32 protein-coding genes and 1 tRNA gene are annotated in these 23210 nt (G+C 67.6%); 24 read left to right on the top strand and 9 right to left on the bottom strand.

The annotated features are described in order from the left end of the window. Positions 1–9 precede the first annotated feature (9 nt). The 22 genes from ACSFBC_RS17110 to ACSFBC_RS17005 all read left to right on the top strand — a co-directional run bounded on the left by ACSFBC_RS17110 (position 10) and on the right by ACSFBC_RS17005 (position 12585). On the top strand, positions 10–186 hold the full coding sequence (locus ACSFBC_RS17110; protein WP_435511534.1) for a hypothetical protein: 177 nt from the start codon (positions 10–12) through the stop codon (positions 184–186). Next, the gene (locus tag ACSFBC_RS17105; protein WP_435511533.1) at positions 183–461 is read left to right on the top strand and encodes a hypothetical protein; all 279 of its coding nucleotides are present in this window, start codon (positions 183–185) and stop codon (positions 459–461) included. Before ACSFBC_RS17110 ends, ACSFBC_RS17105 begins: the two co-directional genes overlap by 4 nt. Before the next feature lie 2 nt (positions 462–463). Beyond that, on the top strand, positions 464–805 hold the full coding sequence (locus tag ACSFBC_RS17100; protein WP_435511532.1) for a hypothetical protein: 342 nt from the start codon (positions 464–466) through the stop codon (positions 803–805). A gap of 4 nt (positions 806–809) precedes the next feature. Beyond that, positions 810–995: a hypothetical protein gene (locus ACSFBC_RS17095; protein WP_435511531.1), complete on the top strand. Its 186-nt coding sequence runs from the start codon at positions 810–812 to the stop codon at positions 993–995. Further along, on the top strand, positions 992–1660 hold the full coding sequence (locus ACSFBC_RS17090) for a hypothetical protein (protein ID WP_435511530.1): 669 nt from the start codon (positions 992–994) through the stop codon (positions 1658–1660). The genes ACSFBC_RS17095 and ACSFBC_RS17090 overlap by 4 nt, the downstream gene beginning before the upstream one ends. Further along, positions 1657–2082, top strand: a complete 426-nt coding sequence (locus tag ACSFBC_RS17085) for a hypothetical protein (RefSeq protein ID WP_435511529.1) — start codon at positions 1657–1659, stop codon at positions 2080–2082. Before ACSFBC_RS17090 ends, ACSFBC_RS17085 begins: the two co-directional genes overlap by 4 nt. A gap of 35 nt (positions 2083–2117) precedes the next feature. Further along, a complete protein-coding gene (locus ACSFBC_RS17080) occupies positions 2118–2720 on the top strand; it encodes an Lcl C-terminal domain-containing protein (RefSeq protein ID WP_435511528.1) in 603 nt (200 codons plus the stop codon). Between the two features lie 64 nt (positions 2721–2784). Continuing rightward, complete coding sequence (locus ACSFBC_RS17075) at positions 2785–3297, top strand: Lcl C-terminal domain-containing protein (RefSeq protein ID WP_435511527.1); 513 nt, start codon at positions 2785–2787, stop codon at positions 3295–3297. 50 nt (positions 3298–3347) lie between these two features. Then, entirely contained in the window at positions 3348–4019 is a 672-nt protein-coding gene (locus tag ACSFBC_RS17070) for an Lcl C-terminal domain-containing protein (protein ID WP_435511526.1), read from the top strand. 53 nt (positions 4020–4072) lie between these two features. Further along, complete coding sequence (locus tag ACSFBC_RS17065; protein ID WP_435511525.1) at positions 4073–4447, top strand: four helix bundle protein; 375 nt, start codon at positions 4073–4075, stop codon at positions 4445–4447. Further along, positions 4444–5862 (top strand): RNA-directed DNA polymerase, encoded by a 1419-nt coding sequence (locus tag ACSFBC_RS17060; protein ID WP_435511524.1) that lies wholly within the window; start codon positions 4444–4446, stop codon positions 5860–5862. Before ACSFBC_RS17065 ends, ACSFBC_RS17060 begins: the two co-directional genes overlap by 4 nt. After that, positions 5859–8195 carry a DNA cytosine methyltransferase gene (locus ACSFBC_RS17055; protein ID WP_435511523.1) on the top strand — a complete coding sequence of 779 codons (2337 nt, stop codon included), beginning with the start codon at positions 5859–5861 and terminating at the stop codon, positions 8193–8195. The genes ACSFBC_RS17060 and ACSFBC_RS17055 overlap by 4 nt, the downstream gene beginning before the upstream one ends. Further along, positions 8192–9181 (top strand): hypothetical protein, encoded by a 990-nt coding sequence (locus ACSFBC_RS17050; RefSeq protein ID WP_435511522.1) that lies wholly within the window; start codon positions 8192–8194, stop codon positions 9179–9181. The genes ACSFBC_RS17055 and ACSFBC_RS17050 overlap by 4 nt, the downstream gene beginning before the upstream one ends. Next, positions 9181–9423 (top strand): hypothetical protein, encoded by a 243-nt coding sequence (locus ACSFBC_RS17045; protein WP_435511521.1) that lies wholly within the window; start codon positions 9181–9183, stop codon positions 9421–9423. The genes ACSFBC_RS17050 and ACSFBC_RS17045 overlap by 1 nt, the downstream gene beginning before the upstream one ends. Next, positions 9420–10043, top strand: coding sequence for a hypothetical protein (locus ACSFBC_RS17040; RefSeq protein WP_435511520.1), 624 nt, complete (start codon positions 9420–9422; stop codon positions 10041–10043). Before ACSFBC_RS17045 ends, ACSFBC_RS17040 begins: the two co-directional genes overlap by 4 nt. Next, positions 10040–10306: a hypothetical protein gene (locus ACSFBC_RS17035; protein ID WP_435511519.1), complete on the top strand. Its 267-nt coding sequence runs from the start codon at positions 10040–10042 to the stop codon at positions 10304–10306. Before ACSFBC_RS17040 ends, ACSFBC_RS17035 begins: the two co-directional genes overlap by 4 nt. Beyond that, positions 10303–10893, top strand: coding sequence for a Lar family restriction alleviation protein (locus tag ACSFBC_RS17030; RefSeq protein WP_435511518.1), 591 nt, complete (start codon positions 10303–10305; stop codon positions 10891–10893). The genes ACSFBC_RS17035 and ACSFBC_RS17030 overlap by 4 nt, the downstream gene beginning before the upstream one ends. Continuing rightward, positions 10890–11243 (top strand): hypothetical protein, encoded by a 354-nt coding sequence (locus tag ACSFBC_RS17025; protein ID WP_435511517.1) that lies wholly within the window; start codon positions 10890–10892, stop codon positions 11241–11243. The genes ACSFBC_RS17030 and ACSFBC_RS17025 overlap by 4 nt, the downstream gene beginning before the upstream one ends. Then, complete coding sequence (locus ACSFBC_RS17020) at positions 11240–11503, top strand: hypothetical protein (RefSeq protein WP_435511516.1); 264 nt, start codon at positions 11240–11242, stop codon at positions 11501–11503. Before ACSFBC_RS17025 ends, ACSFBC_RS17020 begins: the two co-directional genes overlap by 4 nt. Next, on the top strand, positions 11496–11690 hold the full coding sequence (locus tag ACSFBC_RS17015) for a hypothetical protein (RefSeq protein WP_435511515.1): 195 nt from the start codon (positions 11496–11498) through the stop codon (positions 11688–11690). The genes ACSFBC_RS17020 and ACSFBC_RS17015 overlap by 8 nt, the downstream gene beginning before the upstream one ends. Positions 11691–11737: 47 nt before the next feature. Next, entirely contained in the window at positions 11738–12385 is a 648-nt protein-coding gene (locus ACSFBC_RS17010; RefSeq protein WP_435511747.1) for a hypothetical protein, read from the top strand. After that, entirely contained in the window at positions 12382–12585 is a 204-nt protein-coding gene (locus tag ACSFBC_RS17005) for a helix-turn-helix transcriptional regulator (RefSeq protein ID WP_435511514.1), read from the top strand. Before ACSFBC_RS17010 ends, ACSFBC_RS17005 begins: the two co-directional genes overlap by 4 nt. Here the strand turns inward: ACSFBC_RS17005 and ACSFBC_RS17000 are convergent. The 6 genes from ACSFBC_RS17000 to ACSFBC_RS16975 form a co-directional block, all read right to left on the bottom strand. Continuing rightward, positions 12550–13716 (bottom strand): tyrosine-type recombinase/integrase, encoded by a 1167-nt coding sequence (locus tag ACSFBC_RS17000; protein ID WP_435511513.1) that lies wholly within the window; start codon positions 13714–13716, stop codon positions 12550–12552. The genes ACSFBC_RS17005 and ACSFBC_RS17000 overlap by 36 nt on opposite strands. A 176-nt stretch (positions 13717–13892) precedes the next feature. Then, positions 13893–13980 (bottom strand) — tRNA-Ser (locus ACSFBC_RS16995). 65 nt (positions 13981–14045) lie between these two features. Then, on the bottom strand, positions 14046–15377 hold the full coding sequence (serS, locus tag ACSFBC_RS16990) for a serine--tRNA ligase (protein WP_435511512.1): 1332 nt from the start codon (positions 15375–15377) through the stop codon (positions 14046–14048). Positions 15378–15433: 56 nt separating this feature from the next. After that, positions 15434–16402 (bottom strand): threonine/serine dehydratase, encoded by a 969-nt coding sequence (locus ACSFBC_RS16985; RefSeq protein WP_435511511.1) that lies wholly within the window; start codon positions 16400–16402, stop codon positions 15434–15436. Between the two features lie 17 nt (positions 16403–16419). Continuing rightward, positions 16420–17391: a 4-hydroxy-3-methylbut-2-enyl diphosphate reductase gene (gene ispH, locus ACSFBC_RS16980; RefSeq protein ID WP_435511510.1), complete on the bottom strand. Its 972-nt coding sequence runs from the start codon at positions 17389–17391 to the stop codon at positions 16420–16422. Continuing rightward, positions 17388–17846 carry an FKBP-type peptidyl-prolyl cis-trans isomerase gene (locus ACSFBC_RS16975; protein ID WP_435511509.1) on the bottom strand — a complete coding sequence of 153 codons (459 nt, stop codon included), beginning with the start codon at positions 17844–17846 and terminating at the stop codon, positions 17388–17390. Before ACSFBC_RS16975 ends, ispH begins: the two co-directional genes overlap by 4 nt. Before the next feature lie 105 nt (positions 17847–17951). On the opposite strand from ACSFBC_RS16975, the gene radC reads away from it, so the two are divergent. Next, positions 17952–18629, top strand: a complete 678-nt coding sequence (radC, locus tag ACSFBC_RS16970; RefSeq protein ID WP_435511508.1) for a RadC family protein — start codon at positions 17952–17954, stop codon at positions 18627–18629. Positions 18630–18706: 77 nt separating this feature from the next. Then, on the top strand, positions 18707–19363 hold the full coding sequence (locus tag ACSFBC_RS16965; protein ID WP_435511507.1) for a Smr/MutS family protein: 657 nt from the start codon (positions 18707–18709) through the stop codon (positions 19361–19363). A gap of 82 nt (positions 19364–19445) precedes the next feature. On the opposite strand, the gene ACSFBC_RS16960 is transcribed toward ACSFBC_RS16965, so the two are convergent. From ACSFBC_RS16960 to ACSFBC_RS16950, 3 genes are all read right to left on the bottom strand, one after another. Beyond that, on the bottom strand, positions 19446–19823 hold the full coding sequence (locus ACSFBC_RS16960) for a helicase SNF2 (RefSeq protein WP_435511506.1): 378 nt from the start codon (positions 19821–19823) through the stop codon (positions 19446–19448). A 265-nt stretch (positions 19824–20088) separates the two neighbouring features. Further along, entirely contained in the window at positions 20089–20499 is a 411-nt protein-coding gene (locus ACSFBC_RS16955; RefSeq protein ID WP_435511505.1) for a group II truncated hemoglobin, read from the bottom strand. A 183-nt stretch (positions 20500–20682) separates the two neighbouring features. Further along, positions 20683–23199, bottom strand: a complete 2517-nt coding sequence (locus ACSFBC_RS16950; RefSeq protein WP_435511504.1) for an ABC transporter permease — start codon at positions 23197–23199, stop codon at positions 20683–20685. Positions 23200–23210: the final 11 nt, after the last annotated feature.

Below are 23210 nucleotides of genomic sequence, written 5' to 3'. Positions count from 1 at the left end.
GAGCACGCCATGACCATCGTCGTGCTCAAGCCCCAGCGCGTGCGCCGCGCGCCGCAGCAGCTGCCCACCGGTCCCGTGGGCGGTCTCACCGACCCGCGCTTTCGCTACGTGCCGCACCTGGAGACGGATGTCGCGAAGACCTTCCGCCGCGTGCGCGCCGAGATGGCCCGAGGAGAGCGACTGTGACCAGCTCCACGACCCGCAGCGAGCGCTCCCTGCGCGACAACTCGCCCGAGCAGCTCGAAGCCATGTTGCACGTCGCACGCGAGTGCAGCGACATGGAGCGCGCACTGCGCCCATTGCCGCCGCTCACGGCCGACGAAGCGGAAGAGTTGCTCATGGAACAACTCCGCTCGCGCGTGCGCCCCCTGTCCCCTTGGGCGATCGCCCTCGTCTGGCTCGTCATCGTGGCGAGCGCCGTCGTGCTGGCATTCGTTCCCGCCAGCTTCGCGGGACTCTGACCATGCCAACCCTCACTTCCGGACGTTTCTTCGTCGGGCGCCAGGCGGCCACGCCGCAAGTCGAGCAGGACGGAACCTTCTCGCTCACGCTGCGCGTCGTCGACAACCAAGGATTGCATGCCAACGAGCCCTATCTCGTGCGCTGGCGCGGCGCCGAGGCACAGGCCTGGTGGGCCGCAAACGGACCACTCAGGCCCGGCGCAGCGCTGCAGCTCGAGCTTCTGAATCCACGGGCTCAGCTTGGCCTTCGCGTGCCGGAGATCCATGCACAGGTGTCGTCCTGCCGCCTGCTGCCACCGCGCGCCGCCCCCACTCAGCAGCACACCGCTGCGCAAACCTCCTGACCCCATGTCTTTTCCCATCGTCTCCATCGACACCGTGAAGAAGGCCGCCAAGGCCGCCGCCGAGCGCGGCGACTCGCTCAACGACGCGTGCCCGTGGCCCTTCTACAGCGATGCCGGCCGCCAGTTCAAGCAGTTCTTCATTGTCCACAAGGCCGCGCTCCAGGCGCTGGCCACTGAAAGCCTCTCATGAGTTTCATGGTCACCGCCACCGGTATCGAGTACCACTTCACCGGCCCCGACTCAGTCACCGAGAAGGGCCGCCACTTCCGTATCGAAGACATCGCGCATCACCTGGCGCAGCTCAACCGCTTCACCGGCGCATGCAAGCGCCCGTACAGCGTGGCCGAGCACAGCCTGCTATGCAGCGAGATCGCGGAGCGCGGCAAGGCCTCGGCTCATGTGCAGCTCGCCGCACTGATGCACGACGCACACGAGGCATACACCGCCGACCTGAGCAGCCCTGCGAAGCGCGCAGTGAACCAGCGCAGCGTAGCCGCCGGCGGCACGAACGCATGGACCGTGTTCGAGACCGAGCACGAGAAAGCCCTGCGCTCGCACTTCGGCATCTCCACCGCGTTCACCTCGTACCGTGCGCTGCTGCGTGATATCGACCTGCGCGCACTGTCCACCGAGCGCCGCGACCTCACCGCCTGGCGGGATCTCACACATGCGGGCTGGGAGATCCTCGGCGACGGCGCCGTCCTCGCTTGCGACCGCATCGAGCCCATCGACTGGCTCTCTCTGGACACGCCCGAGCGCGAGGCCATGACATGGAAGGACTGGCGCCAAGCCTTCCTCGATCGTTTCGAGCTGCTGACGCTGAGCATCAAGGCCGGCCGCGGGAGCCACGCATGAAAGCGCGCATCGACCGCTCGCCGCTCGTGCTGACCGAGGGTGCCGCCGCGGCAATCGCCCTTCTCGCCGGCACGCCGCTGCTCGACGGCGCATCGATCTTCAACCACAGCGGCCAGGCCAACGACGTGATCTCATCGCTGTGCGGTCGCGGCCTGCTGAAGCAGCAGGGCGGCCAGCGCCGCGACGGCGTGCAAGCCACGCTCTACAGCGTCACGAGCAAGGGCTTCTCTGCGCTCGACCGCTACCGGCTCCGCCGCACCGCGCGCACTGCGGCTCAGGTTGAGCACGGCTGCGCACCCACCACCAAGGGCTACACGTGCCCCGAGCTGGGCCGCACGTGCCATCGCCCGGGCGCCTACGACGCCTTCTCGCTTCCCAGCCGCTTCGGCAATGAATGGCGCACGCCGCGCGGCGTCGCCTGACCAGTCCACCTCACCCGATCACCACAGGAGCCACCGTGCAAATCCTCATCTCCGACGCGACCGTTCACCTGCATTTGCATGCCGACAGCACGCAGCGCACATTCAGCATCGACACGCGTGTGGCCGCCGTAGCGCCGCCAGCACCCAGCCCCAAGGCCGCAGCGTTGCAGCCGCCGGCAGCCGGCGAGTACTGGGCCGGCCAGGGCGGTCACTTCATCTGCACACAGCCCGCTCTGCTCGGCCTGCCCGCACGCCACCTGATCTTCGGCGACCTTGAGCACGACGAGCTTGCCTACGGCCCGTACGAGGACATCGAGGGCGCAAGCAGCCAGCTCGACGGCGCAGCCAACACGCGCGCCCTGCTGGCCGCCAGCGACGAGCACCAGGCCGCCAAGTGGGCTGCCACGTACACGGCCGACGGCCACACCGACTTCCACCTGCCGAGTCGGGTCGACCTGCTGATGGCCTACGTGTGCGCACCACAGCTCTTCAACAAGAGCGGCTGGTATTGGTCGAGCACGCAGGTCTCGCGCAGCGGCGCCTTCGTCCAGGACTTCGAGTACGGCTTCAGCTACTGGGACGACAAGGACTTCCGGCATCGTGCTCGGGCCTGCCGCTGGATTCCCTTGACCGCTTGAACCCTTCACCCCTTAACCGACGTGCGCGTCGGTCGACGATTTTTTTCACAGAACGGAGCTTCTCATGATCGCATCCACCGTCACGCTGCCGGCATTCGGCACCGTCATCGCAGGCCAAGGCGGCATCTTCGCCGCCATCCTCCGCGCGCCTCTGATCGATGGCGTCGAGCAGCCACCCTTCGCCTTGATCGTCTCGGACGCAGCCGAAGGGGAGGTCGAGTGCGAATGGGGCAAGTACGGCAAGGACGTGCCGGGCACCAGCAGCCGCACCGACGGCCAGGCCAACACCGACGCGATGGTGAAGGCCGAATGCCCCGCCGCGCTGCAGCTGCGCGTGCTCGCCATCGGCGGCCACACCGATTGGTATCTGCCCAGCCTGGGCGAACTCAACTCGGCGGCGGCGAACGTGCCCGAGATCTTCAGCAAGGACGGCTGGTATTGGACCAGCACGCAGGTCTCGCGCAGCCTCGCCTTCGTCCAGGACTTCGAGGACGGCAGCAGCTACTGGGACGGCGAGGGCTACCGGCATCGTGCTCGGGCCTGCCGCCGGATTCAGCTTGACGCCTTGAACGCTTGAACGCTTCACCGACGTGCGCGTCGGTCGACGATTTTTTTCAAAGGACCACCATGACCAGCCTGGCAACAACGGCCGCAAGCCTCACCCTCGATCGCGCGACTGCAGCCTTCGAGAACTGGGAAAACAACTTCCGCGCCAACCCCGAGGGCTTCCTGACCCACGAGGAGACGGCAGCAATGGCCGTGGCAACCCTCTCCGAAGGCCGCGGCATTCACTTCATGGCGCTGTTGCGCGATCTGCCCGCGCAGGATCTGCCGCCCGCTGCCGGCGAGATCTGGCCCGGCCAGGGCGGCCGCTTCATCTGCACGGTCGCGGCCTCCGCTGGCCTGCCAGCGCGCCATCTGGTGTTCGGCGTCGACGAGGCCGAAGAACTCGCCTTCGGCCCCTACGAAAAGATCGCAGGCGCCGACAGCCACCTTGACGGCGCAGCGAACACGGCTGCACTGATCGCGAGCGGCAAGGAGCACCCGGCTGCGGCCTGGGCTGCCGCATACACCGCCGACGGCCACAGCGACTTTCACCTGCCCAGCCGTCACGACCTGCTGCTCGCCTACATCCACGCGAAGGAGCACTTCGACACGGATGACTGGTACTGGTCGAGCACGCAGCTCTCGCGCGACAGCGCCTTCGGCCAGTACTTCGAGTACGGCAACAGCTACTGGGACGACAAGGACGGCCGGCATCGTGCTCGGGCCTGCCGCTGGATTCCCTTGACCGCTTGAACCCTTCACCCCTTCACCGGAGAGCAGCACCGGTCGACGAATTTTTTAAAACCATGGCCCTCTACAGCGATCTTCCCATCTACAAGCACGGCTGCGACCTGCTCTCGCTCTCTGTCGACGTGCAGACGCAGATGCCGCGCATGTTCAAGCGCTCGCTCGGCGAGAAGATTCACGACCTGTGCGTGGAGATGCTTGAGGCCATGGCCATGGCGAACGCCACCCGCGGCGAAGCGCGCGTTGAGCAGATCGAGAAGCTGCTCAAGTACCTGCGCGCTGCCACCGCGATGCTGCGCATCAGCCATGACAAACGACTGATCTCGCCCAAGCTCTGGGCGCAGTCCGTCGAGTTGCTTGACGCCGTCGGCTCCCAGGCCGGCGGCTGGCGCAAGCACACGCTCGGCACCCTTTCCGCAGCGCCTGCTGCATGACGGTCAAGGCCATCATGCCCGTGCGTTTTATGAATCCGGTCAAGCCGCTGGGCCACAAGCCCACCGCTATGCGCACCACGGATACCGGCGAGCAGCAGCTCGAACTATGGTCCGGCGCAGTTTCCGAGCCGATCGGCGAAAGCCTTCGACCCGGCGACGTAGATAGCTCGACATCACGCAGAACTCGCGCAACAACGCCTTCGTCCAGGACTTCGAGAACGGCAACAGCAACTGGAACGACAAGGACAACCGGCATCGTGCTCGGGCCTGCCGCGGATTCATCCGCCTCCCTCGTGGAGGCCCCTTTTTCAATGGCCGAGCTGGTGCAAGCCTGGCTCGACTGCCGGCGCAATAAGCGTCAGAGCGCTAGCGCGCAGGCCTTCGAGGTCGACGCCGAGCGCAACCTCTGCGCGCTGCGCGCCGAGCTGCTCAAGGGAACCTACCAGCCCGGCCGCAGCATCTGTTTCGTGGTCACGCGCCCGAAGCCACGCGAAGTGTGGGCGGCCGACTTCCGCGACCGCATCGTGCATCACCTCCTTTACAACCGGGTGGCGCCGCGCTTTCACGCCAGCTTCATCGCTGCGAGCTGCGCGTGCATCCCGGGCCGTGGCACGCTCCACGCCGCCCAGCACCTGGCGCACGACATTCGCTCGGTCACGCAGAACTGGAGCCGTCCGGCCTTCTACCTGAAGTGTGATCTCGCAAACTTCTTCGTCGCGATCGACAAGCAGGTGCTGGCCCAGCAGCTGGCCGCGCGCATCACCGAGCCATGGTGGCTCGCGCTGGCGCGCCTGGTGCTGCTGCACGATCCGCGCGCCAATGTCGACGTACGCAGCTCGCGCGCGCTGCTCGCACAGGTCGCGCCGCACAAGAGCCTGTTCAACGCCCCGACGGATGTGGGCCTGCCGATCGGCAACCTGAGCAGCCAGTTCTTCGCCAACGTCTACCTCGACGCGCTCGACCAGTTCGCGAAGCATCAAATCCGAGCGCGCCGCTACGTGCGCTACGTCGATGACTTCATCTTGCTGCACGAGTCGGCGCAGTGGCTCAACGACGCGCACGCACGCATCAACGCCTTCCTGCCCGAGCGCCTGCATGCGCGCCTGAATCCGAAGAAGACCGTCCTGCAGCCCATCGCGCGCGGCATCGACTTCGTAGGCCACGTCATCAAGCCGTGGCAGCACACCACCAGGCCGCGAACGATGCGCACCGCGCTGCGCCGCCTTGAGGTTATGCCAGCAGCCGACGTGCACACCGCCGGCAACAGCTATCTCGGCCTCGTGCGCCAGGCCGAGAACAGCCATCAGGACCAGGTCGCCATCGCGCGTGCGCTGCTGAAGCGCGGGCATGCGGTTGATGGCGGGCTGACTCGCGCGTTTCGTAATCGGAAATCTCAGGAGACATCCCCCACATGAAGCGCGACAACTTCACGCTACCCATCGGCTTCGCCGACGAGCTCATCATCGACAACTTCGCAGGCGGTGGCGGCACCAGCACCGGCCTCGAGGCTGCATTCGGGCGCCCGGTCGACATCGCGATCAACCACGATCCCGAAGCGCTGGCCATGCACGCCATGAACCACCCGCTGACGCACCATCTGCTCGAAAGCGTCTGGGACGTCGATCCGATCAAGGTGACGCGCAACCAGCCCGTGGGCCTGGTGTGGCTGTCGCCCGACTGCAAGCACTTCAGCAAGGCCAAGGGCGGCACACCGGTCGCGAAGCACATCCGCGGCCTGGCCTGGGTCGGGATGCGCTGGGCCGCGCTGACGAAGCCGCGCGTGCTTATGCTGGAGAACGTCGAAGAGTTCACCACCTGGGGACCGCTACTGGTCGGCGCCGACGGCATGGCGCGGCCGGATCCAGCGCGCCGCGGCCGCACCTTCGACAGCTTCGTGCGCCAGCTGCGCGCCCACGGCTACGCCGTCGAGTGGCGCGAGAAGCGTGCGTGCGACGACGGCGCACCGACGATCCGCAAGCGGCTGTTCCTGATCGCGCGGCGCGACGGTCTGCCAATCGTGTGGCCCGCGCCGACGCATGGCGACCCGAACAGCACGGCCGTGATCTCCGGCAAGCTGCTGCCCTGGCGCTCGGCGGCCGAGTGCATCGACTTCAGCCTGCCCTCGCAGAGCATCTTCGGCCGCAAGAAGGCGCTGGCCGACAACACGCTGCGCCGCGTGGCAAAGGGCCTGTGGCGGCACGTGCTCACCAGCCCGAAGCCGTTCATCGTGGGCGTGGGCGGCCGCATGGGCCAGAGCCCAGCGCGCGGCGTGCACCAGCCGGTGCAGACCATCACCTCGAAGGCCGACTCGGCCGTGGCCGCGCCGGTGCTGGCGCCCATGCTGGTGGTGAACACGACCGGCCACAGCGGTGCTGCCGTCGACCAGCCCGCTCCTACGATCACCACCGGTGGGCACCATGCGCTGAGCGGGGCCGCGCTGGCGCCCTTCATTGGCGAGCACGCCAACGCCAGCAACCAGCGCAACATGGCCGCCGACGAGCCGTTGCGCACAATCTGCGCCCAGGTCAAGGGTGGTCACTTCTCCGTCATCGCGCCGACACTGCAGCCCCTGCGCGGAACGAGCGAAAGCCACCTGCAGGGCGACGACGTGGCCGCACCCCTGTCGACTATCTCGGCCGGCGGCACGCACCATGCGCTGTCCGGCGCGCACCTGATCACCATGGGCTTCGGCGACCGGACCGGCAACCGCTCACAGGCGGCAACCGATCCAGTTCGGACCATCACCGCCGGCGGCATCAAAGCAGCCGTCGTCAACTCGCACCTCGTTACAGTGGGCTACGGAGAGCGACCGGGCCAAGCGCCGCGCATCCATGACCTCGCAGCCCCACTCGGCACCGCAGTGGCCGGCGGCGTGAAGCATGGGATCGTAGCCGCCCACCTCGTGGACGCAGGCCACGGCGAAGGAAAAGACGGCACGAAGCGCTTCAGCCACGGCGTGCGCAGCCTGAACGTGCCGCTCAACACCGTGACCGCCAGCGGCGCCACCAGTTCGGTGTCGGCGATACACCTCACGCACCTGACGCATCACGGCGAGCGCGCGGGCAATGACCCTGCCGAGCCCCTGCGGACCATCACCGGAGCGCACCGCGGCGAGCAGGCGATGGTGGCCGCGTGTCTCGAGCAGGCGAACGGCGGGTTCTACGAGGGCGACGGCCGCGCAGCGGATACGCCCATGTCCACCATCACCTCGGCTGGCAGCAATCAGCGCCTTATCACCGCCTACTGCGTGAAGTACTACAGCAGCGGCGGCCAGTGGCAAGGCCTGGCCGAGCCGATGCATACGCTCCCCACCAAGGGCCGCATGGGCCTGGTGCAGTGCGTGCAGGTGTCGGCCGACTGCTTGGCGCCCGAGCTGCGCGAGCGTGCGCGGCAATGCGCCGCCCTTCTGCACCTGCACCTGCCCGAGCACTTCCCCGAACCCGCCGACCTGGTGCTCGTGGGCGACTGGGTGCTGGTTGACATCACGCTGCGCATGCTGAAGGCGCCCGAGCTGTTCCTGGCGCAGAGCTTCCCGGCCGACTACGTGATCCACGAGATCCCCGACCCGAAGCTGCTGTTCGCTGGTGGAGTGCAGGCAGCCGACCCACTGTCGGTCCCGCGCATCCCGCTGACGGCGACGGCTCAGGTCCGCATGTGCGGGAACAGCGTGGCACCGGCCCAGGCCGAGGCGCTGGCCCGCGCCAACTTCACGCACGAGGCGCAGATCGACCGGAGGGCTGCTGCATGACCACTCCCATTTTCTCGGCCGGCGAACCGGACGACGAAGCCATCGAAGACTTCCTCTCGGAGCGCATGACGCCCGAGGGGCGCGTGCCAATGATCGCCACCATTCGCGCCGCGCTGGCCCGCTGGGGCGCCGCCAACAGTGCTGCATGGAACGAGTCTCCGATGGAGAACCAGCCGCGCGAGCGCTACCGCGTGGCTAGTGAAGCTCTCTACGCCGCCCTCAAGGCCGCTGACGCCGGGGCTCCGCTACCACTGGCGCCCAAGGGCTGGAAGCTGGTTCCAAAGGAGCCATTTCCGAGCCACCGGATCATTGGAACGGCCGAATGGGTAAGGCAGTCTGCCGAAGACGATGAGCCGGACACAGAAAAGACGGCTGCGGTCTATCGCGCCATGATCGGCGCCGCGCCAATGCAACCAGCCTTCGATGGGTGCCCGTTTTGTGGCGGGACGAAAGGCCACTGGGAAGGCTGTCGCGCTCCAGTAGAGCTATCGCTACCGATGGAGCCCAGCCAAACCGCGAGAGACGCCAAGCGCTTCGCCGACGCGCTGGAACACGACGGCTGGGTTCCCCTCCATCCTTCGGACACCAAGGCGCTCGTCGCAGTGCTGCGATCCATCGCCACCCCATCCCAGGCGCTACCACTGGCGCCCAGCAACGAATTCGAAATGCGCGCCATTCTTCAAGAGCTGCACGACAAGTTCAACACGCGCGTTTACGGGACGGGCAGCTACATCAAGAGGGACATGCGCGACCGAATCGCCGCCGTTCTCGATGCTACCCGCGCCCAGCCCCAGGCAGATGCGGCCGGCGAACCCGTGGTGCTGGTCGACAAGCTGCTGCTCGAAGCAGAGAAGTTCTGGTGGAACGACGGGCCGGAGGGCAAGAGCGCCGAGGCGATGAATGCCGCGCGCGCTGCAGTGCTGGCGTACATCGCTCGCGTGCCCCAGGCAGATGCGGCAGAGCCGGTGGCGAAGGGAGGTGCGTGATGGGCTACCGCTACTTCCTCTCCGCGAAGCTCGGCGACGAAACGGTCGAGCGCGAAGTGACACTCGAGGCCTACTGCGCAGCCGAGCGCGCCGCCGGTTTCCGCCCAAAGCTCTGGAGTGGCGATCCGGCATACAAGACCACGCCTGCAACCGGCGGATTCGGTGGCAACGGCATCGGGGGAAGCATGCGCTTCGAGCCCGATCCGGCACCCAGCGCAGCGAAGAAAGAAGGCCAGCCATGATCGCCGCGCTCTACGTTGAGACCGACGGCGCGTACATGGGCCTGCCTGGTGTGGATGCCTGGGACGAGCCCCGTGACGCTCGCAAGTACAGTGGCCCACGCCCGGTAGTGGCGCACCCGCCCTGCCAGCGTTGGGGTCGCTATTTCCACGGCGCACCCAACAAGCCAAACCAGTACCGGCTCGGCGAGGATGGCGGCTGCTTCGCCTCTGCGCTGACCGCAGTGCGCAACTATGGCGGCGTGATCGAGCATCCTGCCCACTCGCGCGCCTGGCAGTTCTTCGGGCTGGCCACGCCCCCCGCCGCGGGCGGATGGGTCAAGGCCGACGAGTTCGGTGGCTGGACCTGTCACGTCGAGCAGGGCCATTACGGGCACATGTCGCGCAAGGGCACGTGGCTGTACGCCGTCGGCACAGATCGCCCCGAGCTGATCTGGGGCCCGTCCGAGCAGCGCATCCACCCGCGCGCCCTGGAGCTGCACGGCTACGCCAAGGCTCGCCGCATCGGAATGATGGCCATGGTGGGCGGCAAGGACAAGACGCGCATCCGCAACGCCACGCCGGAGCCGTTCCGCGACATCCTGATCGCCATCGCGCGGTCTGCAACGAAAGGCCAGCCATGAGCGGCGCCACGACACCAGCATCGCGCATGGTCACGCCCGCTGAAGCCGAAAGGCTCGCCAGGGATGCAGTGCAGAACTACGCCAACGCCTGCAATCTGCAGACGACCGAGGACGCCGGCAACGCGCTCATGAAGCTGGTCAGCGTGGCCGGAATCACGATGAGCGCTCTAGTCGGGGCCGATGAAGCCGCGGCGCGTCTCGAAGGCACAGCCGAGTTCGTTCGCCGCAACGGGCAGAACATGAAGATGGAGCGCACCCAATGACCGCAGCACACGACACCCAGGCGCTGGCCGCCTGCCCTTTTTGCGAAGGACGCGCACGTTTCGTGAAGCACAGCGCTGGCATGAAAGCAACTGTGGGTTACGACCAGTGGGATGCGGTTGCCTGCTCAAGATGCGGCGCGACCGTCGGCGCCTGCGACCGCAGATTCCGCAACAAGGACGATGCCGCAAAGGCATGGGACCTCCGCGCCGCCCTCGCCTCCCGCATCCAGGAGAAGGAGGGGCAGCCCTCGACAATCGCTTGGGAAGCGACGACCTCGGCGTACATCACCTACATCACCCAGGAGCGCTACAGCCGCTTCGCGCCCGCTGTCCAGCGCTGGTACAAGCCCTACCGCTGCTCTTCCTGCGCCACCCTTGCCGCAGGCTCTCAAGCTGTGCAGGTGCCCGAGCGCATCGCTGAGTTGATCGATCAGCACGGTTCGCTTCGAGCCGCAGCGCGGGCACTGGATTGCGACCCAGGCTACCTGTCGCGCCTCCAGTCGGGCGAGAAGTCTGATCCTGGCACTGAGCTTCTGAGCCGCATGGGCCTGCGCCAAGTCATCACCTTTGAACGGATCAAGCCATGACCAATGATCAGATCTCCTACACAGTTCTAAGCGGGCTCATCGCCGTGCTGGCCTACTGGTTCGGCCTATTCCTGGGCGGATTGCGCCAGCGGGACATGTGGCAAGCTCACATGGAGAAGAGCAGCCGCTACATCCGCGCCGTGGATGATTTGGACCGCTGGTGTGGGCACACGTCGCCTCACGCGCGCCTCATCGCTCGCCACCTCGACGCGATCGGTGAAGGCAAGGACTGCAACGCCGGCACGCCAGCGGGAGACGAGGCATGCACCATCGACGGCTTGCGCGAGCAGTTAAAGCGCCTCGATGCCGCCCCATTGCAGCCTCTGGCTGGCGGGGAGGTGACATCGTGAAAACTTTCGCAGTGTGGTGCCCTGACTTCGGATCGGAGCGCAGCGATGCACGCCACTTCAAGGCAATTGATCACGAAGACGCCGCGTGCAAGTGGGCACAGCGCGAGGACCAAGCCAGCGCCGAATATTCCATCGTCGGCGGCACGAGCATGGTCGTGATGGTCTCCGAAGGGGATGACGCGCCCCAGGAGTTCACCGTGAGCGGCGAGGCCGTGCCCGCATACCAAGCCCGCGCCGCCAAGAAAGAAGTAGATGACTAAAAACGAATGGATCACCCGCTGCGTCGAGCGCCTGGCAACGCTTTCGACATTCAGCATGACACCCAGCGCTTACGACATCGCCGTCGACCTTGCTGGCGACCAGACCGATCGCTTCGGTGCTTCTGCACTGGCTTGGCAATCACCGGAAGACGTGGCCGAGGAATGGGCCGAGGAGGATGCCGCATGATGCCGCCCGAGATCATCAGCACCGCGCATTTCCCCGCCGCACCCGCGGTGCGCGAGAGGCCCATCCTCTTCAGCGCGCCCATGGTACGCCCGGTGCTCGCGGGCACGAAGACGCAGACGCGCAGGGCGATGCGCGATCAGGTTGTCCCGCCCGGCACCGTGCAAATGGCTCGGCCGGGCTACTGCGAAATTGTGAACGAGCACGGCGTGCACATCCCCGGCTTCTATTGCCCCTATGGCAAGCCCGGCGATCGGCTGTGGGTGCGTGAGGCGTGGTCGCATGCGGAATTCAAGGGGGCGCGCGGCGAGATCGCGGCAGTGCCCGAGCGATTCCAGCATCCGAACTTCTGCCACTACTCCGCCGAGTGGCAGCACAGCAAGATGCGCTGGACGCCTGGTATCCACATGCCCCGATGGGCCAGCCGCATCCTGATCGAGATCAACGACGTGCGCGTCGAGCGTCTGCAGGACATCAGCGAAGCCGACGCGCTAGCTGAAGGCGTGCGCCACAGCTACGGCGAGCCTTTCGACACCACCCACACGATCAGCGACCGGCGGCGGTACGAGTTGCTCTGGGAGCAGATCAACGGCTCAGGCAGCTGGGCGACCAACCCGTGGGTATGGGCCGTCTCGTTCCACCGCCTACCACCCACGGGTGGTATTTCCGAAACACCACCTGGAGGTAGTACGGCATGAGCCCGCACACGAACGAAGCCCAAAAATCTGACCGTGTGATCTATCGCTCGGACCTATGCAAGATGCTCGGCGTCGGCAGCGAAGCAATGCGCCGTTGGATGAAGGCCGGCAAGGTGCCTCCGCCCGATGTGGCAATCAGCCGGCGCACGGTCGGCTGGCGCCTTTCAACCCTGCAGGCTGCTGGTATCAGGCTTGTCTAGCCAATCGGCGAATGCCTGCATCATGGCGCGGCGTTCCTTCAGGTACTCCGCGCGGTTGTAGGCAGAGCGCACCTTGTCATCGGGCGTGTGCGCGAGCTGGCGCTCGATGGCATCGCGGTTGTACCCGTGTTCGTTCGCCCACGTGGACGCCACAGAACGCCACCCGTGCCCCGTCATCTCGCCCTTGTAGCCCATGCGGTGCATCAGGTAGAGCACAGCGTTTTCGCTCATGGGTCGATCGGCGCGCCGGTCGTTCGGGAAGACGTAGATGCTGCCGCGGCTCCGGGCCCGCAGCCTCTCGATGATTTCGACGGCCTGCCGGGCGAGCGGCACGATGTGATCTTTGTCCCGCTTCATCACCTCCTCAGGCAGGCGCCAGACGTTCCCGTCGATCTGGCTCCACAGCATCAGGCGCAGCTCCTGCGTGCGAACCCAGGTCAGCGCCATCAGCTTGCACGCGAGCACCGACTGAATCTCCTTCTCCAGGCTCAGGCGCAGCAGGAAGTCCGCAACCTCCGTCAGCTCGAGCGAGGCATGGGGTTTGGTCTTGGACTTCCCGAAAGCCTTCTTCGGCTGAATGGTGGCGGGGATGTTGATCGCCGCGTGCTCGTGCTCTACAGCCCAGTCCCAGACCTGCGAGGCCCACATCCGGACCTTGCGCACGTACACATGGTGGCCAGCGTTGTCGGTGATCATCAGCGCGGCCAGCAACGTCGGCCGGTCGATCGAGCCGATGGGCAGATCGCCGATGGGCTTGTAGAGGTGCATTTCGAGCGCGCGCAGGGCATTGGCCCTGTAGCCGTCGGCGACGTCTTTGCGCCCGTTCCAGTAGATCTCCGCCGCCTCCTTGAAGGTCACTGCGTTGCGCTTTGGCTTCTTTGGGCTGACGCCTTGTGCCATGCCCTTGCGGATCTCGGCCGCCTTCTCGCGGGCCAGGGCCAGGGAGACATCCGGGTATGCGCCCAGCGATGCGGTCTGCGGCTTGCCGTCGAGCCGATAGGCCAGCCGCCACGTTTTCGCGCCCTTGGGGGAAACGAAGAGGTGAAGACCCTGGCCGTCGAAGATTTTCTGCGGCTTGTCGGTCGGCTTAGCGGCGCGGACCTTGTTATCAGAGAGCTTGAATGTAGGCATCGGGAAGGATGCCGCACTGCGTGCCTACAAAAATGCCTACCGATGGCCCGTGCGTATGGGTTGTGTCGGGTGGGTTTTGCAGGTCTTCGGGTGGACGCGAGAGCGGCTAACCCGTTGATTTTGCATGTGATTGGGTGGAGTACAGGCAAAAAAATAGCCCCTTGTTGGGGCTATCTTGGAGGAGAGGGAGGGATTCGAACCCTCGGTACGTTACCGTACGCCTGATTTCGAGTCAGGTACATTCGACCACTCTGCCACCTCTCCGGTGTCTGTCGAGTCTGCGATTCTAGCAGTATTTTTTGGCCGCTTTGAAGGCGGCCGCAGAAGAATCAGGCGCGCAGCGTGTCGATGCCGCGCAGATAAGGCCGCAGCGCCACCGGCACGTTGATCGAGCCGTCTTCGTTCTGATGGTTCTCCAGCACCGCGACCAGCGCACGACCCACCGCCAGGCCGGAGCCGTTGAGGGTGTGCACCAGTTCGTTCTTGCCCTGCGCGTTCTTGAAGCGCGCCTGCAGCCGGCGGGCCTGGAAGGCTTCGCAGTTCGACACCGAGCTGATCTCGCGGTAGGTGTCCTGCGCGGGCAGCCAGACTTCGAGGTCGTAGGTCTTGCTGGAGCCGAAGCCCATGTCGCCGGTGCACAGCAGCACCACGCGGTAAGGCAGCTCGAGCGCCTTCAGCACGGCCTCGGCGTGGGTCGTCATCGCCTCGAGTGCCTCGTAGCTTTGCGACGGGTGCGTGATCTGCACCATCTCGACCTTGTCGAACTGGTGCTGGCGGATCATGCCGCGGGTGTCGCGGCCGGCGCTGCCTGCCTCGGAACGGAAACACGGCGAGTGCGCGGTGAGCTTGATGGGCAGCCGGGCCTCGGGCACCACCTCGTCGCGCACGAAATTGGTCAGCGGCACTTCGCTGGTCGGGATCAGATAGAGCGCCTGGTGGTCGGGCACCGGCTCGCCGTCCTGGCCGCCCTTCTTCGCGGCGAACAGGTCGCCCTCGAACTTGGGCAGTTGGCCCGTACCGCGCATCGAGTCGGCGTTGACGATGTAGGGCACGTAGCACTCGGTGTAGCCGTGCTGCTCGGTCTGCAGGTCGATCATGAACTGCGCCAGCGCGCGGTGCAGCCGGGCGATCGGGCCCTTCAGCACGCTGAAGCGCGAACCCGCGAGCTTGGTGCCCATCTCGAAATCGAGACCCAGCGGTGCGCCGAGGTCGACGTGGTCGCGCGGCGTGAAGGCCAATGGCGTCGCGCCACCGCCGGCGCCGCCCTGCGGGCTCCAGCGGCGCACTTCGACGTTGCCGGCTTCGTCCTCGCCCACGGGCACGCTCTCGTGCGGCAGGTTGGGCACGGCGAGCAGCAGTGCCTGCAGTTCAGGCTGAATGGCATCGAGCCGGGCCGATTGCGATTCCTGCTCGGCCTTGAGCGCGTTGACTTCGGTCATCAGCGCATCCACCGATTCGCCCTTGGCCTTGAGCGGTCCGATCTGCTTGTTGAGCGCGTTGCGGCGCGCCTGCAGTTCCTCGGTGCGAACCTGCAGTGTCTTGCGTTCGGACTCCAGCGCACTGAAGGCGTGGACGTCGAGGAAGGTCTGGTTCTTCTTGCGCGTTTCGAGACGGGCGACGGCCGAAGCCAGGTCTTTGCGGAGCAGGGTGATGTCGAGCATGCCCCGATTTTAGGTGGCGCTGCCGCGGTCTTCGCGCGGCAGGCCCGTCGGACGGATCAGGCGAGGCTGGTCGGGTCGAGGTTGGCGCCGCAGACGATCAGGCAGACCTTCTCGCCGGCACGCGGCACATAGGCACCGGTCTGCAGGGCGGCCAGCGGCAACGCGGCTGCGGGCTCGACGGCCAGCTTCATCTCTTTCCAGAGCCACAGCTGCGCCGCGCGAATGGCCTCGTCGGACAGCAGCAGCGCATCGCGCACCTCGCGCTGCGTGATGTCCCAGGCGAAGTCGCCGATGCGCTTGGCGCCCAGCGAGTCGGCCGCCACGCCGCCGACCTCGACGTCGACCGGATGGCCCGCCTCGCGGGCGCGGAACAGCGTGGGCGCACGTTCGGGCTCGAGCGCGACCACGCGGCTGCGCTGGCCGAACCAGCCGGCCAGGCCGCCGATCAGCCCGCCGCCGCCCACGCTCACCAGCACGGCATCGGGCAGGCCGCCCTGCTGTTCGATCTCGCGGCCCAGCGTGCCGGCACCGGCCACCACTTCGAGCTGGTCGTAGGCATGGGTCAGCAGCGCGCCGCTCTCGCGCTGGCGCGCCAGGCAGGCGGCCAGCGCATCGGCGTACGCATCGCCGACCACCGTGACCTCGGCACCGAGCGAACGCAGCCGCGCGCGCTTGGCTTCGGGCGACACGCCCGGCAGGAAGACTTCACAACGCACGCCGAGTGCGCGTGCGGCCGCCGCGGTCGCGATGCCGGCATTGCCGCCCGAGGCCACCACCACGCCGGCCGCCGGGATCGGCTGGGCCAGCAGGCGGTTCATCATGCCGCGCGCCTTGAAGCTGCCCGCGATCTGCAGGTGCTCGAGCTTGAGCCAGACCTCGGTGCCACCGGCGTCGAGGGCCGCGGGCAAGCCGAGGGCCGCGGGCGAGAGCTTCCAGAGCGGGGTTTCGCGCAGGTAGGCGCCGCGGTGCGCCGCGAGCCGTTCGGCCGCGGCTTCGATCTGCGCGTGCCAGTCGATGTCGTTCATGGAGGAAATATTGTTGTTCACGAGATGTGTCCCGGCGCCGGCCCGGCGTCGAGCTTGAGGCCCTTGGGCAGCGGGAACTTGATGGTCTCTTCGATGCCGTCCATCTTGCGCACCGACACGGCCCCCAGCGCCTTCACGCGGTCGATCACCTCGCGCACCAGCACCTCGGGCGCCGAGGCGCCGGCCGTCAGGCCGACCCGCGTCTTGCCTTCGAACCACTCGGGTCGGAGTTCGTCGGCCGAGTCGACCATGTAGCTCTCGGTGCCCAGGCGTTGTGCGAGTTCACGCAGGCGGTTGCTGTTGGAGCTGGTGGGGCTGCCGACCACGATCACGATGTCGACCTGCGGGCTCATGATCTTCACCGCGTCCTGGCGGTTCTGGGTGGCGTAGCAGATGTCCTGCTGCTTGGGTTCGCGCACCTTGGGGAAGCGCGCGCGCACCGCGGCCGCGATCTCGGCCGCGTCGTCGACCGACAGCGTGGTCTGCGTCACCACGGCCAGCTTGTCGGTCTGGCCGGGCTGCACCTTCGCCACGTCGGCCACGTCCTCGACCAGGTGGATGCCGTGGGTCAGCTGGCCCATCGTGCCCTCGACCTCGGGGTGTCCCTTGTGGCCGATCATGATGAATTCGTAGCCTTCTTTCGCGAGCTTGGCGACCTCGACGTGCACCTTGGTGACCAGCGGGCAGGTGGCGTCGAACACGTCGAAACCGCGCGCCTGGGCTTCGGCCTCGACCGCCTTGCTCACGCCGTGCGCGCTGAAGATCAGCGTCGAGCCCGGCGGCACGTCGGCCAGGTCCTCGATGAAGATCGCGCCCTTGGCCTTGAGCTCGTTGACCACGTAGGTGTTGTGCACGATCTCGTGGCGCACGTAGATCGGCGCGCCGAACTTGGCGAGGGCGCGCTCGACAATCTCGATCGCGCGGTCGACACCCGCGCAGAAGCCGCGTGGCTCGGCCAGGATGATCTCGTTGACGGAAGGCTCGCTCACAGCACGCCGATCAGCTGCACTTCGAAGGTCACCGGCTGGCCGGCGAGCGGATGGTTGAAGTCGAACTGCACCGCGGTGTCGCTCGAGGCGATCACGGCGCCGGCGTAGCTGCCGCTGCCATCGGGCGTGGGGAACTGCACCACGTCGCCGACCGCATAGCGCTCGTCGGGGTCGCCGATCTTGACCAGCAGCGTGCGCGCGACCCATTGCTGCATCTCGGCATTGCGCTCGCCGAAGGCTTCGCCGGCCGGCAGGTCGAAGGTGGTGTGCGCGCCCTCCTCCAGGCCGATCAGGCGCAGCTCGACGGCCGGCGACAGCTCGCCGGTGCCGAGCGACAGCGTCGCGGGCTTGTCGGCGAAGGTGTTGATGATGTCGCCCGCGGGTCCGGCCAGCCGATAGTGCAGCGTGAGGAAGGAGCCGGCGGTGACGACGGTGGCAGTGGTGGGCGAGGTCAAGGTGGCGCGATCGGTGTGAGTCAGGAAAGCGCAGCGATGGCCCCGGGGCCGCCGCTACACTGGACCCGCCATTTTAGGGAGTGGGGCCCAAGCCCCGTCTGCGCCATGTCTTTCAAGGATCTGCCTGCGCAAGCCAGACCGCGCGAGAAGCTGCTCGCACGCGGCGCATCGGCGCTGGGCGACGCCGAACTGCTGGCTCTGCTGCTGCGCACCGGCCTGGCCGGCAAGAACGTGCTGCAGCTCGCGCAGGAACTGCTCGACACCTTCGGCGGCATCGCCGGCCTGCTGCAGACCGACATCGCGGCGCTCAAGGCCGTCAAGGGCCTGGGCGGCCCGGCCAAGCGTGCCGAACTCAGCGCCGTGCTGGAGATCGCCCGCCGCGCGATGGCCGAGCGGCTCAAGGAACGCACGGTGTTCGATTCGCCGGAGGCGGTCGCGCACTATTTGCAGCTGCACATCGGCTCCAGCCCGCACGAAGTGTTCGCCGTGCTGTTCCTCGACGCCCAGCACCGGCTGATCGCGATGGAGGAGCTGTTCCGCGGCACGCTCACGCAGACCAGCGTCTACCCGCGCGAGGTCGTGCTGCGCGCGCTGCACCACCAGGCCGCGGCCGTGGTGCTGGCCCACAACCACCCGAGCGGCGGCGTGGAACCTTCGCGCGCCGACGAGGCCCTGACGCAGATGCTCAAGACCACGCTCGCGCTGGTCGACGTGCGCGTGCTCGACCACGTGGTGGTGGCGCGCGGCCAGAGCCTGTCGATGGCGCAGCGCGGGCTGGTCTGACGCCGGGGCATCGCCACGTCTCAGCCACGATCCGGGGACAATGGGACGCCCGGTCCCCGCCTGAAAGCCGTCTCGCCATGTCCCGTTCCCGCAGCCCCCTCAAGAGCCTCGCCGACCTCCAGCAGGTGCAACGCACCCTGGCCGAGACCCGCGAACGCGAAGCGGCGGCTGCCGCGGAACGTGCCGCGGCAGAGAAGAAGCGGCTGGCCGAGCAGGACCTGTTCAGCCGGGCCATCGGCGCGACCCAGCCGCTCAAGCGCGTGGCCGCGGTGCCGCTCGCGCCCGAGCCGCCGGCCCCGATCCCCGTGCAGCACCAACTCGACGAGCAGCGCGTGCTGCGCGAGTCGCTCTCCGACGAGTTCGACGTGAGCACGCTGCTGGACGTCGACGACGCCATGAGCTTTCGCCGTCCAGGCATCGGCACCGACGTCACGCGCAAGCTGCGCGCAGGCGAATGGACCATCCAGCGCGAGGTCGACCTGCACGGCCTGCGCAGCGACGAGGCACGCGAGGCGCTGGGCGCCTTCATCCGCACGGCCTTCAAGCAGGGCATGCGCTGCGTGCGCGTGGTGCACGGCAAGGGCCTGGGCTCGCCCGGCAAGCAGCCGGTGCTCAAGACCAAGACGCAGCGCTGGCTGATCCAGAAGAACGAGGTGCTGGCCTTCGTGCAGGCCAAGCCGGCCGAAGGCGGTGCCGGCGCGTTGGTGGTGCTGCTCTCGCCGAGCAAGCGCTGAGCGAAGCGCGCGCCATGAAAAAAGCCCGCGGCCTGGAAGGCGGCGGGCTTCGCAGAGGGGCCGGGGCCCCACTGGTGGCTGCTTACATCGAAGCGCTGTGGGTGCGTGCGGCGGCGCGGGCTTCGGCCTGCACCGTGGCGCGGTCGACGCGGCTGCCAGCCACCGACAGGACGCCAGCCGATGCGTTGTCACCGTAGATGTTGCCCAGGCGGGCGGTCTGCACAGCTTGGCTGCTGACCGTGGCGCGGTCGATGCTGTTCGTCAGGGCCGGTGCCACGCCAGCAAAGGCTGCGTCGCTGTAGATGTTGCCGGCGCGGGCCGTGGCTTGTGCTTCGGCTGCGACGTCGGCGCGGGTGCGCACCGAGTTCACGGTCTGCACGCCTTGGTACGTTTCGGCTTGGGCGCCAGCGATGGTCAGCAGGGACAGGGCGGCAACAGCCAGGATCTTCGAGGTCTTCATTTCAGTTTCCTTATTGGGTAGGGATGATTCGAACCGGTATCGGGGAGGCGTCGTCCCTGTCGGGGCGGCCGCCGCGCTCGGTGCCAAGCTCACCCAGAGCAGTTCGTCTTTCGTGACGCTTGCTGCTCTGTTGGATGAATCTTAACCCACCATCTAAGTAGAAACCCCTAATGAAATGATACGCGGTGTTCACGAAACGGGAACAATGCCGCAGTAGGAGCCGACGATCAGGTAACAGACTGTTCGCGCCCGGCGAAATAGCCGTTCAGTGGCGCATCCAGTCCGCAGTCTTGAAAAAGGAATCGCGCAGCCGGATCCGCAGCGCCTCGTCGACGCCCGTCTCGCCCATGGCCTGGTCCATGCAGGCCAGCCATTGGTCCCGCTCGGCGATGCCGATCGAATGGCCGCCGATGCTCTGCGGCATGTGGCGCGCCCTCAGCATCGGATGGCCGAAGCGGTCGGTGTAGTGCTGCGGCCCGCCGAGCCAGCCGCACAGGAACCAGAACAGCCGCTGACGCGCGTTGTCGAGCGAAGGGCCGTGCACGGCGCGCAGCCGCGCGTACGCCGGCTCGAGGTCCATCAGGTCATAGAAACGCGTGACCAACGCGTCGACGGCCGACTCGCCGCCGATCCATTCGAAGGGCGTGTCGAACTTGGGTTTGTCCTGGATTTGCATGGCTGGGATTGTCGCCGTCGAGGCGCCGCAGCCCAGGAGGCCTCGGACAAAGCCCACGAGGCAAGCACATCCGCGGCGAAAAGCCAGGGACACCGCGGAACCGGCTTTGCCGGGCCGCCGGTGTCGCCCCCGGAAGGGGGAAGGCGAAGCGACACGCAGTGCGCGAAGCCCTCGGGGGAGAGCCTATTCAGCGGCACGGCGCAGTGTGTCGACGACCGGGCGATTCAGCACCTCGCGCAGACCCCACCAGCCGGCGGCCAGCGCCAGTACGGCACCTGCCGCTGCACCCGCCAGCGGCACCAGCGGCGACGCCGTCCAGCTGAAATCGAACACATAGCGTGCCAGACCCCAGCCGATGGCCGAGGCCGCGATGCTGGCCAGGAAACCGGCCAGCAGGCCGACGCCCACCAGCTCGGCGCGCTGCACCTGGCGCAACAGGCTGGCGCGTGCGCCCACGGCGCGCATCACGGCGAACTCGCGCGCCCGCTCCTCGCGCGTGGCCGTGACGGCCGCGAACAGCACCACCAGCCCGGCGGCCAGCGTGAAGCCGAACAGGAACTCGACCGCGCGGATCACCTGGTCGAGCACGCGCTGCACCTGGCCGATGGTGGCGCTCATGTCGACGTTCGTGACGTTGGGGTAGGTGCGCACCAGCGCGTTGTCGAAGCCCGGCGTCTCGGGCGCGCGGAAGGCGCCCATGTAGGTCACGGGCACGTCGGGCAGCGAGGCCACCGTGTACATCACGAAGAAGTTGGCGTGCAGCGAACCCCAGTCGACCTTGCGCAGCGAGGTGATGCGCGCATCGTTCTGCATGCCGCCGATGTCGAAGCGCAGCCGGTCGCCGAGCTGGAGGCCCAGCGTCTCGGCCAGCCCCTCCTCCACGCTGACTTCGTCCTTCGCACCCGGCGTCCACGCGCCCGCGGTGATGCCGTTGTGCGGCGGCGCCTCCGCGCTGTTGCTGAGGTTGAACTCGCGGTCGACCAGGCGCTTGGCACGGTCCTCGGTGTAGTCGTCGGGCGTCACCGGCTTGTCGTTGATCGCGACCAGCCGGCCGCGGATCATCGGGTACCAGTCGAACTTCGCGACGCCGCCGTCGCGCAGCGATTTCTGAAACGCCTCGCTCTGGTCGGGCATCACGTTGATCACGAAGCGGTTGGGCGCATCGGGCGGCGTGGCCTTGCGCCAGCTCGCCACCAGGTCGGTGCGCAGCAGCACCAGCAGCACCAGCGCCAGCAGGCCCACCGCGAGCGCGCTGACCTGCACCACCGCATAGGCCGGCCGGGCCGAGATCTGCCGCGTGGCCAGCACCAGCCAGCGCGGCGCGGTCGTCTCGTTGACGCTGCGACGCAGCACCTTGACCGCCACCCAGCTCAGCGCGGCGAACACCGCCACCGCGCCCGCGAAACCGCCGACGGCGATCAGCCCGAGCTTGAGGTCGCTGCTGGCGGCCAGCAGCATCGCGACGAACCCGGCCGCGCCGATGCCCAGCACCGCGATCGAGGCCGGCTTGAGCCCGCCCACGTCGCGCCGGATCACGCGCAGCGGCGGCACCCTGGCCAGTTGCAGCACCGGTGGCAGACCGAAGGTGAACAGCAGCACCAGGCCCATGCCCAGGCCGAAGGCGACGGGCCACAGCGTGGGCGCGGGCAGCGCGGTCTCGACCAATCCGGCCAGCAGCAGCACGAACGCATAGTGCACGCCGAAGCCGATCGCCACGCCCAGCCCGCTCGCCACCAGCCCGACGATCGCGAACTCGAAGGCATAAGCGCCTGCGATGGTGCGCTGGCTCTGGCCCAGCACGCGCAGCATCGCGCAGTCGTCCAGGTGGCTGGCCGCGAAGCCGCGCGCGGCCAGCGCCACGGCCACGGCACTCAGCAGCGCGGCGAGCAGCGCCACCAGGTTGAGGAATTTCTCGGCGCGGTCCAGCGTCTGGCGCATCTCGGGCCGGCCGCTTTCCAGCGACTCGAGCCGGGCGCCGCGCAGCTCGCCCTTCTTGAGGCTGGCGTCGGTCTCGTCGCTGAAGGCCTTGACCGCGCGATCGTTGCCCGCCACCGCGAAGCGGTAGCTGACGCGGCTGGCCGGCTGCACGAGCGCGGTGCGGGCCACGTCGGCCTGGTTGAGCATCACGCGCGGGGAGAAGCTCGCGAATCCCCCGCCGCGGTCGGGCTCGAGGGTGATCACGCGGCTCACGCGCAGGCCGGCGTCGCCCAGCAGCAGCGTGTCGCCGATCTTCAGCCCCAGGGCGTCGAGCAGCGGCGGATCGACCCACACCTCGCCCGGCGCCGGCACCTCGCGTGTGACCGCGCCCTTGCCATCGCTCGACGTGGCCACCTGCACATTGCCGCGCAAGGGATAGCCGGCGGCCACGGCCTTGAGCGACACCAGCTTGCTCGCGCCGCCCTGTGCATCGCTGGCGCGTGCCATCGTGGGGAAGCCGTAGGTGGTCGTCGATTCGAGGCCCAGCGCCTGCGCGCGCGCGACGAACGCAGCCGGCGTGGGGTTGTCGCTGGTCAGCACCGCATCGCCGCCCAGCAGTTGCCGCGCATCGCGCTGCAAGCCGCCCTTGAGGCGGTCGGCGAAGAAACCGACGGCGGTGAGCGCGGCCACGGCCAGCACCACCGCGACGATCAACAGGCGCAGCTCGCCGGCGCGCAGGTCGCGCCAGAGGGTGCGCCAACCCAGGCGAAGAGAAGAGTTCATGGGGCCGACGA

Origin of the sequence: Variovorax frigidus (assembly GCF_051216515.1) — a bacterium.
In the GTDB taxonomy this organism is placed as follows: domain Bacteria; phylum Pseudomonadota; class Gammaproteobacteria; order Burkholderiales; family Burkholderiaceae_C; genus Variovorax.
This window is presented reverse-complemented; position numbering and strand designations above follow the sequence as displayed.